This is a genomic window from Rugamonas sp. GW822-FHT03B10, assembly GCF_058801745.1.
Genome location: NZ_JBXANP010000003.1, coordinates 288,507 through 301,574, shown reverse-complemented (window position 1 = coordinate 301,574; position 13,068 = coordinate 288,507). Strand labels below are relative to the sequence as shown.

Here is a 13,068-nt window from a genome sequence, read left to right as displayed (position 1 = left end):
CAACCGCGCGATGGCGCGACTGTCTATACAACGTTGCGCGCCATGCCGCGCCTCAGCGCGGCACGCTCACCGTCAGCTGTTGCGAGGCGTCCCACGCGGCCCTGGTTGTGTCGAGACGGAACACTGTGAACGGCACCTGTCCCACAATGTCGCCATGGCTGTCCCAGTCCACGTCGGCGTAGGCGCCGCTGTAGTCGACGTCCTGGCCCTGGCGCACCAGGGCCAGCGCGGCGCCGATGTCGTCCGGGCGCACGGTCCGGCCCGGCCCGTTCATCACGTCGCGCAGGGCGGCGCGCACCATGGCGCCGCCGGGGCTGGCCGTGCGGTTGAGCAGGCCGGCCCGCTCGATGGCCAGCGCCATCACCATCACGATGTCGTACACGGACGCCGTGAAGTCCTGCGGCTCGGCGCCGTACTGGGCCAGGTAGCGGGCGCGGAAGCTCTGGTACGACGGGTTGTCGTAGGCGCCGATGGTGGCGGCCGCGCCGATGGCGCCGCCGGCGATGCGGGCCGGGTCGGCCAGGTTGTCGAGGAAGGTCTGGTTGCCGGCCGCCGTGCCGGGCAGCAGCCACAGGGCGGGGTCGCGGTAGGGCAGCGCCTCGTTGAGCACATTGGCGGCGATGTCGGCCGCCAGGATGCCGTTCAGGATCACGTCGGGCCGGGCCTCGTAGACCTGCTTGAGGTAGGCGTCGAAGCCGTTCTTCTGGCCGAACGGGATGGCGACGGTGCGCACCACCTGGCCGCCCAGCGCCTGGAACGCGGGCGAGAACACGCTGGCCAGGCCGGCGCCGAACGCGTCGCCGGCGTTCACCAGCACCACGGCGCGCCGCTTGCCGGCGTCGTAGGCGAGGCGGGCCAGCACCGGCGTGGCGTCGACGTCGGACACGCCGACGCGGTAGATCAGGTCGTCGTCGTCGATGGTGCTCAGCGCGGGCGAGGAACTCGACTCGGTCAGGATCGCCACGCCCTTGAGCTTGGCCTGCGGCAGCAGGTTGAGCACGCGGGTCGAGGTGGAGACGTTGAGGATGGTGACGCCGGCGTCCAGCAGTTGCTGGCCTATGTCCTGCGCCTCGGCGTTGTCGCGCGCCACCAGCGCGATCGCGTTCAGGCGTTTGCCCAGCACCCCGCCGGCGTCGTTGATCTGTTTGGCCGCCAGCAGGAAGGCGTCGCGGGTCGAGGTGCGCCAGCCGACGGAGCCGATGTTGATGGCGGCCGGATCGACCATGGCCAGAATGGGGTTGGCCGGCAGCGCCGTGGTGGCGTCGCCGGTGCCGCCGCCACCGCAGGCGGCCAGGCCCAGCATGGCCAGCAGCGACAAGCAGGCCGCGCGCCTAGTAACGGTATGCATACTGGACTCCGAAGCGCCGTCCGGCGGACGGGTAGTCGATGCCGCCCACGCCGGGATCGACGTAGCGGCTGTTCCACAGGTCGCGCAACTGCAGCCGCAGTTGCGCGTGCCGGTCGATGGTCCAGCGCGCCGTCAGCGTGCTGTCGACGTAGCCGGACAACTGGTAATCCTGGTTGGCCAGCAGCACGTTGGCGGTGGCGGCCGGGCGCGCCCCCACGTAGCGGTTGTCGAGGCTGACGAGCAGGCGTTGGTCGAGCAGGCCGACGCTGGCGCCGAAGTTGGCGCTGTTGGCGGGGAACAGTTCGCCGCCGGGGCGCTGGGCCAGCGGCGCCAGCGTGTAGCGGTTCAGGCTGCGCCGGTTGTTGGCGCGGCTGGCGTTGGCGTAGGCGTTGAAGCCCTCGTGCTGGTAGCGCAGCTCCAGCTCCACGCCGTTGACGGTGCTGTCGCTGCTGTTGCGGGCCACCAGGTTGAAGAAGGCCTGTTCCAGCGTGACCAGGTCGCGCACCCGCGTGTGGTAGGCCGTCAGCGTGCCGTTCCAGTGCGGCGCGGCCGGCGTGCTCAGTTGCGCCTCCAACGTGCGCGCCTGCTGCGGCGCCAGCGCCGGGTTGCCGGTGATGTCGCCCGGTTGCACGGCCGTGCGGTACAGCAGTTCGGCCGACGGCGCCTGGAACGCCGTGCCGCCCAGCAGCTTGACGCCCCAGTCGCGCACGCTGCCCACCACGCCGGCCCGCAGCGAAGTCTGGGTGCCATACACGGAGTGCTGGTCGGCGCGCGCGCCGGCGATCGCTTGCCACGCCGCGGCCAGCGGGAATTGCCATTGCAGGTACAGGCCCGTGTTGCGCAGCGTGCGCTGGCCCGGTTCGCTGAGCTGGAACAGGCTGGCGTCGGCCACGCTGTAGCGCTGGAACGACACCAGCGTCTCGCGGTCGCGCAGCACGTCCGCGCCCAGCAGCACGCTGCTGTCGTCGCCCGGCTGCCATAGCCACTCGGCGCTGGCGTCGAGCGCGTGGTAGCCGAAGTCGCGCAGCAGATAGTAGTCGCTGGCGCCGGTGCGCACGCGGTCCGCGCCGCCCGGTTGGCCCTGGCCGTAGCTGAAGCTGGCGCGCAGCGTGTTGCGCGCATCGAGCCGGCCCGTGTAATTGAGGCGCAGGAAGCCCTGCTCCAGTTGCACGTGGCTCGGGGGACGCAGCAGCGGATTGAGGCTGGCGTAGACGTTGTCGCTGTCCTGGCGCTGCCAGTACAGGCTCGCGCCCAGTTCGTCGCGCTCGCCCTGCCAGCCGCCGCGCAGGTAGAGCGTGCGCGGCGCGCTGTCGTCGTCCGGGCTGGTGGCCACGGCCGCGTAGCGCTGGTAGTCGGGCGAGATGCGCGGCAGGGTCTGGCCGCCCCGTTCCAGGCGCGCGCCCTGCACGCCCCAGGCGCCCCACCACGGCCCGCGCTGCACGCCGCCGCTGCCGCTGGCGATGGTGACGTTGCGCCCGTCCTTGTCCCATTCGTGGCCCAGGTCCAGGCGCTGCTCGTTGCCGGCGCGGCGCGTGATCACGTTGACGGCGCCCAGCAGGGCGTCGGCGCCGTACAGCACGGACACCGGGCCGCGCACGATCTCGATGCGCTCGATCATGCCGATCGGGATGAACTCCAGCCCCGTCCATTGCTGCTGGGTGCTGCGGAACGCGATCGGCTGGCCGTCGAGCAGGATCTTGATGCCGCGGCCGGCCGCCTGGGCGCCGGCGTTGATGCCGCGCACGCCGAAGTTGTGGTTCAGGCCATCGTCGCTCTCGACCAGGCCGGCCACGTGCGACAGCGCTTCGGCCACGCTCTGGTAGCCGTAGCGGGCCAGGTCGTCGGCCGTGATCAGCGTGACCACGGCCGGCGCCGCATACAGCGGGGTGGCGGTCTTGGTGGCCGTCTGCACCTTCACGCTGCGCAGCTGGTCCAGGCTCAGGTCGAACACCGTGTCTTCCTCGCCGGCCGCGCAGTGCGGCGCCGCGCCGGCCGCCAGCAGCAGGCATAACGCGGCCAGGCCGGCGGCCGGGCGCGCCGGATGCGCGCCTTGCGGCACTGGCACGGGCATGGGCGCTGGAACGGGTGGGCGGTGCTGGGCCAAGACGGTTTTTCCTCGATGGTCGGCGCGGGAATGTCCCACGCAGGCCAGTATTCCCCAATTCGGACGGCGCCACAAGGGCCGTGGCGCCGGGCGCGCGCGGCGGCCGCGGCAGAGCGGGGGATTGTGAAATGGCGCGTGTGAAAGTGTGAGAAATCCGCAACGGCGACGGCCGGCGGGGCAGCCGGCACCGCGTCATGCGCAGGGCAAAAAATGCCGTGCGCGGCGCGGCTATTGGGATAGAATAAATTTGGCATAAGGCAATCTGGTGCGCCCGGCGCCGGGGACGGGGCAGCCGGATGGGCGCGAACGGGGCGCGAATGGGGCGGGTACGATGAGACGACGTGGCCTGTGGTGGCGGTTGTACGGCTGGGGCGGCGCTCTGCTGTCGCTGCTGCCGTGCGCGCTGGCGGCCGACGAGGCGGCCCTGCCCGAGCAGCAGGTCAAGGCCGCCTACATACTCAACTTCGCCCGCTACGCCAGCTGGCCGGCCGCCGCGCTGGCCGATCCGCGCGCGCCGCTGGTGGTGTGCGTGATCGGGCAGGACGCCGGCGACATCGCGCGCCGCCTGCAAAGCCGGGCCGCCGGCAGCCATCCGCTGGAGCTGCGCACCATCACCCGCAACGAGGAGGGCGACGGCTGCCACGCGCTCTACATCGGCGCCTCGGAGAAGGCGCGCCAGGGCGCGCTGCTGGCGCGCCTGCGCGACCAGGCCATCCTCACCATCGGCGACTCGACCTCGTTCCTGGCCGACGGCGGCATGATCAACCTGCTGCTGGTGGACGGCACCATCCGCTTCGAAGTGAACCTGGCCGCCGCCAAGCGGTCCGGCATGAGCCTCAATCCGCGCGTGCTGGCGCTGGCCGAGCGGGTGCTGGGCGGAGCGCCCAAATGAGGGTGTGGCGCGCGCTGCTGCACAACCTGGCGCTGCCGCGCAAGCTGCTGCTGATGTCGGTGCTGACGACGCTGGTGGCGATGCTGGTGGCGCTGCTGGCGCTGGTCAGCTACGACCTGCTGGTGGTGCGGCCGCGGCTGGTGCAGGATCTGGCCAGCCGCATGGAGCTGGTGTCGCTCAACCTCGACGTGGACCTGAACTTCGGCGACCGGGTGGCCGCCGAGCGCACGCTGGCGGCCCTGCGCGGCACGCGCGACATCGACGGCGCCTGCCTGTTCGACGCGCGCCAGCGCCCGTTCGCCCGCTACGCGCGGGCCGGCACGCCGCTGTGCGACTGGCCGGGCGAGCAGCTGGCCGGCGGCCACCGCTTCCACGGCGACCTGCTGACCATGCTGGCGCCGGTGCGTTTCGAGCACGAGGTGGTGGGCTACCTGCAGGTCGAATACGCGCTGCCGCCGCTGGCCGAGCGCATGCGGCAGTACGGCCTGGTGCTGGCCGTGGTGCTGATGACGCTGCTGGTGGGCGCGGTGCTGTACGCGGTGGCGCTGCGCCGCCTCGTCACGCAGCCGGTGCTGGCGCTGTCGCGCGTGGCCGACCGCGTCACGCGCGAGCAGCGCTACGACCTGCGGGCCCCGGTCCAGGCGCACGACGAGATGGGGCGGCTGGCCGAGGCGTTCAACACCATGCTGGCCACCATCTCGGCGCGCGAGCACGCGCTGCGGCAAAGCCAGTCGCTGCTCAACAACATCATCGACAAGTCGTCGGCCGTCATCTACATCAAGGACCGCGACGGGCGCTACCTGATGGTCAACCAGCGCTTTCGCGACGTGCTGCCGCCCGGCGCGCCCGATCCCGTCGGCCACATGGACGCCGACCTGTTCCCGCCGGAGGTGGTGCGCGTGATCCGCGAGGCCGACCACGGGGTGCTCGCCTCGGGCCAGTCCCACACCTACGAGGAGGACGTGCCCGACGCCAGCGGCGCGGTGCGCACCTACCTTTCGGAGAAGTTCCCGCTGTTCGACGCCGATGGCCACGCCTGGGCCGTGGGCGGCGTGTCGACCGACATCAGCGAGCGCAAGAAGGGCGAACTGGAACTGATGCATTACCGCGACCGGCTGGAGGAGCTGGTGCAGTTGCGCACGGCGCAGATGCAGGGGGTGAACCGCGAACTGGCCGACTCGCTGGCCACGCTGCAGCGGGCCCAGGATGAACTGGTGCGCAGCGAGAAGCTGGCCGCGCTGGGCGCGCTGGTGGCCGGCGTGGCGCACGAGCTCAATACGCCGATCGGCAACAGCCTGCTGGCCGTCAGCACCCTGATCGACCAGACCCGCATCTTCGCCAAGCGCGTCGACGAGGGCATCAAGCGCTCCACGCTGCAGCGCTTCATGGACGACGTCAACGCCGGCGGCGAGATCGTGCTGCGCAACCTGCACCGGGCGGTGGACCTGGTGGCGAGCTTCAAGCAGGTGGCGGTCGACCGCACCACGTCGCAGTGCCGGCCGTTCCTGCTCGACGAGCTGACGGCCGAGATCCTGCTGGTGCTGGTGCTGGTGCCCACCTTCAAGAAGACCGGCATCAAGGTGCGCCAGGAGATCCCGCCGGGGATCGCCATGAACAGCTATCCGGGGCCGTTCGGCCAGGTGCTGATCAATCTGATCAACAACGCGCTCACGCACGCGTTCGAGGGGCGCACCGAGGGCGAGATCGTGGTCGGCGCGCGCGCGCTGGCGCCCGATTCGGTCGAGGTGACGGTGCGCGACAACGGCAGCGGCATCGCGCCCGAGCACATGGGCCGCATCTACGACCCGTTCTTCACCACCAAGCTGGGCAAGGGCGGCTCGGGGCTCGGGCTCAACATCGTCTACAACATCGTGTATGGCCTGCTGCGCGGGCGGATCGAGGTGGACAGCACGCTGGGCCAGGGCACGCGCTTCGTGCTGACCCTGCCCCTCAACAGCTGAACCTCAGCAGCTGAACTTCAGCAGCTGATGCGGTTGGCGCACGGCGTGCCGCGCAGGTGGCAATCGAGGTTGTGCCAGGTGGTGGCGGCGATCTCGCGCATGGCCTCCACCGTGAAGAAGCCCTGGTGGCCCGTCACCAGCACGTTGGGGAAGGTCAGCAGCAGCTGGAACACGTCGTCGTCGAGGATGTCGCCGGAACGGTCGCGGAAGAACAGCGCGCTCTCCTGCTCGTAGACGTCGATGGCCAGCGCGCCCAGGTGGCGCGACTTGAGCGCGTCGATCACGGCGGCCGTCTCGATCAGGCCGCCGCGCGAGGTGTTGACCAGCATGGCGCCCGGCTTCATGCGCGCCAGGCTGGCGTGGTTGATCATGTGGCGGGTGGCCTCGAGCAGCGGGCAATGCAGGGTGACGATGTCGGACGCGGCCAGCAGGGCCGGCAGCGCCACCAGCTTGCCCAGCGCGGCGAAGTGGGGATCGGGCGCCGGATCGTGGCCCAGCACGCGGCAACCGATGCCGTGGAAGATGCGGGCCGTGGCCAGGCCGATCTGGCCCAGGCCGACGATGCCGACCGTCTTGCCGTGCAAGGTCATGCCGAGCAGGCCGTCGAGCGCGAAATTGCCCTCGCGCACCCGGTTGTAGGCGCGGTGCGTGTGGCGGTTCAGCGTTTGCACCAGCGCCAGGGTGTGCTCGGCCACGGCCTCGGGCGCGTAGGCCGGCACGCGCGCGGCGAACATGCCGAGCCGCTCGGCGGCGTGCACGTCGAGGTTGTTGAAGCCGGCGCAGCGCAGCAGCACGGCCCGCACGCCCAGCGCGTGCAGGGCCTCCAGCACGGGCGCGTCCAGGATGTCGTTGACGAACACGCACACGGCCTGGCAGCCCTGGGCCAGCGGCACCGTGTCGGCCGCCAGCGCGGCGTCGAAATAGCGCAGCGTGACGTCGGCGTGCGGCGCGTGGTGGGCCAGCGCCTCGTCCAGGAAGCGGCGGTCGTAGGGCTGGGTGCTGTAGATGGCGATCTGCATGGCGGCGCGGCGTTGCGTGGCTTACTCGTCGGGGATGCCGGCCAGCAGGTCGGTCACGCCGAACGCGATGCCGGCCTGCGACAGCATGGTGGTGACCTGACCCCGGTGGTGGGTCTGGTGGTTGAAGAAGTGCAGCACCAGGCTGGACATGCGCTTGCGCGCCACCACGCCCTTGGTGTTCGTGTATTCGAGCACGTGGGCCAGATGCTCCTCGCGCACCTCGCGCACCCAGGCGTTGATGATGGCGTCCAGCTCCATGCGGTGCGGGTGCCAGTGGCCCAGCTCATAGAACTGCATCTGCGACAGCGCCGTGGGCGCCGGCATGGCGCGGATCGGCGCCAGCGCGGCGAAGTTGGCCGGATGGTGGGAGAAGCGCTGCAGCCAGAGCGTGTCGCCCACCACCAGATGGTTCAGGGTGCCGAGGATGGAGCCGAAGAAGGCGCGCCGGTCGGCCAGCAGTTCTTCCTCCGGCAGCTGGACGGCCGCCTCGTACATGCGTTGGTTCATGGCCGCGTTGTAGTCGGCCAGCAGGGTCAGGTTTTCGCTCAAACTCATGCAGTGCTCCAGGGAGGTCGGTGGGGATGGGGAATTGTCCCGCCTTCAGCGCCAAATTGCAAATTCGGCTACAGTAAAGGCCGCGGCGCGCCACCGATGGCGGCCATATACACGCAACGGGAGAATGCGAGGGGAGCGCCATGAGCGAAATACTGGCAGTGGTAGGGATTGTGGGATTGGGCGCCAGCATCGTCGTCAACCTGGTGCTGATCGCCTGCATGCGCAAGGCGGACAAGGCGCGCGACTAGGCCAGGCCCGGTCGCGCGGGAGGGGATTTAGTACAGTTTGACCGGCGGCACCAGCTTGGCGCGCAGCCAGTCCACCAGCGTGTGGACGGCCATGCGCGCCATGCCGTGCAGGGCCAGCAGGTGCTTCTGGTACATCAGCCGGTACAGCAGGCGCGCCGTGGCGCCGCTGACCTGGATGCGGCGCCCGGTCACGGCGCCCGACAGCACGCCGACGGCGGCCAGCGGGCCCAGCGACACCAGCGAGCCGTAGTCGCGGTAGCGGAAGTCGGTGCCGCCGGGCGTGTCGCGCCGCGCCAGCAGGTCGGCCAGGAACATGGCCTGCTGGTGCGCCACCTGGGCCCGCGGCGGCACGGCGCCCTTGACGGGGCAGGTGTAGCTGGCGCAGTCGCCGAGCGCGTAGACGGCCGCGTCGCCGGGCGCGCGCAAGGTGGCGTCCACCACGATCTGGTTGATGCGGTTCACGGGCAGGCCCAGCGTGCGGCACAGGGCCGGGCCCTCCACACCGGCCGCCCACAAGGTCAGGTCGGCGCGGTGCGCGTGGCCGGCCGCGTCATGCACGGCATCGGGCGAGACGCTGGCCACGGCCGTTTCCGTCAGCACCTCGATGCCGAGCGAGGCCAGGTGGCGCGCGGCGCGCACCGACTGGCGCGGATGCAGATGGGGCAGCAGGAACTTGCCGCGTTCGATCACGCTGATGCGCACGTCGTGCAACGGGTCCAGCGCGTGCACCTTGTACTGGGCCAGCGCGCGGGCGCTGTGGCTCAGCTCCGCCGCCAGCTCGACGCCGGTGGCGCCGCCGCCCACGATCACCACATGGACCTGGCCGTGCGCGACATCGCCACGGGCCTTGCGTTCGCCGGCCTGGATGCAGGCGGCCACGAAACGCTTGCGGAACGCCTCGGCCTGATTGACGTTCTCCAGCGTCAGCACATGCTCGGCCGCGCCGGGCACGCCGAAGAAATTGGTCACGGAACCGAGGGCCAGCACCAGCTTGTCGTACGGCAGGCGGCGCCGTGGCTGCACTTCCAGCCCGTCGCTGCAGCGCGGCGCCAGCTCGATGCCGCGCTCCGCGCGGTCCACCGCCATCACCTCGCCCTGCACGAAGTCGAAGTGGTGGGCCGCCGCCTGGGCCGCGAATTCCACCTGCGTCACTTGCGGGTCGCATTTGCCCGAGGCGACCGTGTGCAGCAGCGGCTTCCAGAAGTGGCCCGGTGCGCGGTCGATCAGCAGCACGCGCGCGCGGCCGCTTTTGCCCAGGGTGTCGCCCAGGCGCGTGGCCAGTTCCAGTCCGCCTGCGCCGCCTCCTACGATAACGATGGTTTCCATGTTGCCGTCTCCCGTGTGGTTGATGAAAGCTGTGACGGCGTCGCTGCGCAGGGCCCGCCGGCGGCGGGCGTCCGGCGCCCGCCGTCCGTGGTTGATGCCGTTACGCTGCCATGCTGTCCGCTTCCTGCGGATTGGCGGTGAACGGGCTGATGCGCAATTCGCGCAGCGCGTCGAAGGTGATGAACTGCTGCGGGCGTACCACGTCGGCGCCGTACGGCGCCACCGATACCGTCCACAGGCCGCTGTGTTCGGCCGCCTTCAAGGCCGGCGCCACCGTGTCGATGGCGATGGCGGCGGCGGCCTCGATGCCCATCGCATGCAGCGCGTGGCCGAAGGGGCCGGGGCCGGCCAGGCCATCGAAGCTGACGCCGCCGGCCACCACCGCGAACAGGCTGGTGACGTCGGCGCCGAAGCAGTGTTCGAGCAGGGCGGCGGCCACCGGCGCGGGCAGGTCCGACAGCACGGCCAGCTTGCAGCCGGCGGCCAGCGCGTCGTCGATCAGGGCCAGCGCGGCCGGCGATGCCTTGGGCGGATTGGCCGCCACGGCCAGTTGGAACTGACGGTGCTTCCCGGCGTGCAGCGCGGCCACGGCGGCCTTGTCGCGCAGGCCGGCGCCGGCCACGGCGGCCGTGATGGCGTTGGCGTAGCCGTGGGTGGCGGCGGCCGCGCGCAGGGCCGGCAGGGTCCAGCGCAGCGACAGTTCCGCTTCCGCGAAGGCGGCGTTGCAGGCTGCAAGGTGCAGGGCTTCGGTGTCGAACAGCACACCGTCCAGGCCGAGGAAGATGACGTCGATGCTCATATCGCGCTTTCTGGTTAGGTCGCAGTGGGAAGATAACGTTAGATGAGTGTCAATATAGGGGTAGAATGAACAAAAGAAAAATTAAAGATTTTCGATAATTGATAAGGAAAAGCTTATGCATCACGCCAGTTTCCGGCAGTTGGAGGCGCTGACGCTGGTGGCGCGCCATGAAAGCGTGTCGCGCGCGGCGGACGCGCTGCATGTGACGCAGCCGGCCATTTCGTTGCAAATTCGCACATTGGAGGACATCACCGGCATCGCGCTCACGCGCAAGGTGGGCCGCAACATCCAGTTGACGGCGGCCGGCGAGGTGATGGTGGAGTTCTCCGAGCGCATCCTGCGCCTGTGGCAGCAGGCGGCCGACGAGCTGGCGGCGCTGCGCGGCGTGACCAGCGGCACGCTGCGCATCGGCGCCGTGACGACGGCCGAGCACCTGCTGCCGCCGCTGCTGGTGCCGTTCACGATGGAGCGGCCCGACGTGCGCTTGAAGCTCCAGGTGGGCAACCGGGCCGAGATCGTGAACATGCTGGCACGGCACGAGATCGACCTGGCCATCATGGGCACGCCGCCGCGCGAACTGCGCACCAACGCGGCCCGCTTCGCGCGCCACCCGATGGCGTTCGTGGCCAGTCCCGCCCACAAGCTGATGAAGAAAAAGAAGCTCACGCTGAACGACGTGATGGCGGCCAACCTGCTGGTGCGCGAGCGCGGCTCGGGCACGCGCACGGCCATCGAGCGCCTGTTCCGCGAGGCCGGGCATCCGCTCAATTTCGGCTCCGAAGTGTCGAGCAACGAGGCGATCAAGCGCATGGTGTCGGCCGGGCTGGGGATAGGCTTCCTGTCGGTGCACGCGTGCGGGCTGGAATTCGAGGCCGGCCTGCTGGCCATCATGCCGATGCAGGAGCATCCGGTGGAGGCGGACTGGCATGTGATGCACTTGACCGATCAGCCGATACCGAAGGTGGCGGCGGCGTTCCAGGACTACGTGATCGAGCACGGGCAGGAACTGGTGGGCCGCGAGCTGGAAGGCTTGTACAAGCAGCTGGGCCGACAGCGCAAGCCGCGCGCGGGCGGCGCGGCGGCCGACCCGGCCGACTCAGCTTAGTCCGGGCAGGCGGTAGTGGCGCACGGCGCCGCACGCCGCCTGCAGCGCCGACGCATCCTGCGCCCGCAGCGCGCGCAGGTAGCCGCGCACGTAGGGCAGCGCGGCGTGCGAGCTGGCGCCATCCGGCGCGGCGTCCTGCGGCTGGCATTGCAGCAGCAGGCGGTCGGCCACCACCAGATCGTTGTCGCGTCCCAGTTCGTCCTGCAGGGCGGACAGGTGGTCGAGATAGCGCCGCGTGGCGCCGCCGCGCAACAGCGGCGCGAAGAATTCCACGCCGTAGCGACAGCGCTTGCCGGCGATGCGCAGCCGGTGCACGGCGCGGGCGGTGGCGTCATGGGCGCCGTTGCCGTTGGATGGGACACTGTCGCCGGCCTTCCCGTGCGCGACGGAAGCCGTGCCGCTCACGGCGGGCGCGCTGGCATCGGCATCATTGCCGGCACGGAGCGCCTTGCGCGCGATGGCGGCGCGGCGCAGCAGCTTGCGGTGCAGCCGGCGCAGAGTGCGCCGCGCATACCTGGCGGCGCCGCCGGCCAGCGGATTGTGCCGCGCCGGCGTGGTGGCGGCGGCCAGTTGCAGGCGCTGCAGCCACTGGTTCAGTCCCAGCATCAGGCGCGCGTAACGCGGCGACTGCAACGCGTGCGCGGCGGCGCGGCGGTGGCTATGCGCGGTGTGGCGCACCAGATCGCGCAACGGCGCCAGGTCCACCGCGGCGTCCTGCGCGCGCGGCAGCGTGGCGGTGGCCAGCACGTCCCAGTCGCGGGCGGCGCCCAGCTCCGTGCCCAGCCACGCGAGGTCGCCCAGCAGCGCGGCCGGGCAGGGCGCGCACGCCGCGAACAGCCGTAGCGCGGAACGCAGGCGGCGCGTGCCCACGCGTAGCTGGTGCAGGCTTTCGCTGTCGTGGCCGTGGATCACGGCCGCTTCGTTGTCCTGCATGTGGCGCAGGCAGTTGGCCAGCACGGCCTGCATCGCCTGGCCGGTGGTGGCGTCGCGTTCGAGCGCGAGCGGGGCGGCCTTGACGGCGGCCAACGGCTTGTCGAGGCACAGCGCGTAGCCGCGTTCGGCCTTGTTGACGTTGCTGACCTGGAGCGGCAAGCCGTCCAGCAGGCCGAGCGCGCACGCGAACAGGCTGGCCGGGTGGCCGGACTTGAGCTCCAGTTCGATTTCGTTGACGGGCAGGTGCCGTCCCTGGCGCTGGATGCGGCCTTCGTCGAGCACCAGTTCGATGATGCTGCCGTCGTAGTCGAGTTCCCACGTGCTGCGTTCCACCTCGACCGTGAACAGCGGCGCCAGTTGCTGCTTGAGATCGGGCGCGTCCAGCACGGCCAGCCAGTGCGCGTCGTCGCCGATCAGCTGGCGCAGCTTGCCCAGCCGGGGCGCGTCGTCCGCCACCGGGCCTTCCCATTCGAGCCGCGTGTGCAGGCCGCCCTGCACGCTGCCGCCGGCCTTCATGGTCTGTATCCATTGGCCGTCCACCTGACGCACGCGCAGGCCGGCGCCATGGCGCAGCAGGTGCAGGTCGGGTGTGTCGAAATAGCGGGCCGTGAGGCGCGCCTTGCGCTGGCGCGCGCGCGCGTGCGCGGCCAGCAGCGGATGCCGGACCAGCTTGGCGTTGTCGGCCGGATCAAGCAGTAGTTTCAGTTCGACTTCCATCATGTGGCCGGATCGGGGTGGTCTTTCAGTGTAGATGAAATTGGCCGTGGCGGTCGCGCGC

At 70.6% G+C, this 13,068-nt stretch carries 10 protein-coding genes; 3 read left to right on the top strand and 7 right to left on the bottom strand.

Annotation, left to right across the window (positions count from 1 at the left end; genetic code table 11):
• Positions 1 to 52: 52 nt before the first annotated feature.
• On the bottom strand, positions 53 to 1,348 hold the full coding sequence (locus tag AC1RQG_RS07325; RefSeq protein WP_493129812.1) for an ABC transporter substrate-binding protein: 1,296 nt from the start codon (positions 1,346 to 1,348) through the stop codon (positions 53 to 55).
• Positions 1,332 to 3,419: a TonB-dependent receptor plug domain-containing protein gene (locus tag AC1RQG_RS07320; protein WP_493129810.1), complete on the bottom strand. Its 2,088-nt coding sequence runs from the start codon at positions 3,417 to 3,419 to the stop codon at positions 1,332 to 1,334. The genes AC1RQG_RS07325 and AC1RQG_RS07320 overlap by 17 nt, the downstream gene beginning before the upstream one ends.
• A 364-nt stretch (positions 3,420 to 3,783) precedes the next feature.
• Between AC1RQG_RS07320 and AC1RQG_RS07315 the strand changes: the two genes are divergently transcribed.
• A complete protein-coding gene (locus AC1RQG_RS07315) occupies positions 3,784 to 4,344 on the top strand; it encodes a TOL_0243 family YfiR-like periplasmic protein (RefSeq protein WP_493129808.1) in 561 nt (186 codons plus the stop codon).
• The gene (locus AC1RQG_RS07310) at positions 4,341 to 6,305 is read left to right on the top strand and encodes an ATP-binding protein (protein ID WP_493129806.1); all 1,965 of its coding nucleotides are present in this window, start codon (positions 4,341 to 4,343) and stop codon (positions 6,303 to 6,305) included. Before AC1RQG_RS07315 ends, AC1RQG_RS07310 begins: the two co-directional genes overlap by 4 nt.
• A gap of 17 nt (positions 6,306 to 6,322) precedes the next feature.
• Here the strand turns inward: AC1RQG_RS07310 and AC1RQG_RS07305 are convergent, their stop codons facing one another.
• From AC1RQG_RS07305 to AC1RQG_RS07290, 4 genes are all read right to left on the bottom strand, one after another.
• Positions 6,323 to 7,324, bottom strand: a complete 1,002-nt coding sequence (locus tag AC1RQG_RS07305) for a 2-hydroxyacid dehydrogenase (protein ID WP_493129804.1) — start codon at positions 7,322 to 7,324, stop codon at positions 6,323 to 6,325.
• Positions 7,325 to 7,345: 21 nt separating this feature from the next.
• A complete protein-coding gene (locus AC1RQG_RS07300) occupies positions 7,346 to 7,879 on the bottom strand; it encodes a DinB family protein (RefSeq protein WP_493129802.1) in 534 nt (177 codons plus the stop codon).
• Positions 7,880 to 8,154: 275 nt separating this feature from the next.
• A complete protein-coding gene (locus tag AC1RQG_RS07295) occupies positions 8,155 to 9,453 on the bottom strand; it encodes an NAD(P)/FAD-dependent oxidoreductase (RefSeq protein WP_493129800.1) in 1,299 nt (432 codons plus the stop codon).
• Positions 9,454 to 9,553: 100 nt separating this feature from the next.
• Positions 9,554 to 10,252, bottom strand: a complete 699-nt coding sequence (locus tag AC1RQG_RS07290) for an HAD family hydrolase (RefSeq protein WP_493129798.1) — start codon at positions 10,250 to 10,252, stop codon at positions 9,554 to 9,556.
• 115 nt (positions 10,253 to 10,367) lie between these two features.
• Between AC1RQG_RS07290 and AC1RQG_RS07285 the strand changes: the two genes are divergently transcribed.
• Complete coding sequence (locus tag AC1RQG_RS07285; RefSeq protein ID WP_493129796.1) at positions 10,368 to 11,357, top strand: LysR substrate-binding domain-containing protein; 990 nt, start codon at positions 10,368 to 10,370, stop codon at positions 11,355 to 11,357.
• On the opposite strand, the gene AC1RQG_RS07280 is transcribed toward AC1RQG_RS07285, so the two are convergent.
• Entirely contained in the window at positions 11,349 to 13,010 is a 1,662-nt protein-coding gene (locus AC1RQG_RS07280; RefSeq protein WP_493129794.1) for a CYTH and CHAD domain-containing protein, read from the bottom strand. The genes AC1RQG_RS07285 and AC1RQG_RS07280 overlap by 9 nt on opposite strands.
• Positions 13,011 to 13,068 lie beyond the last annotated feature (58 nt).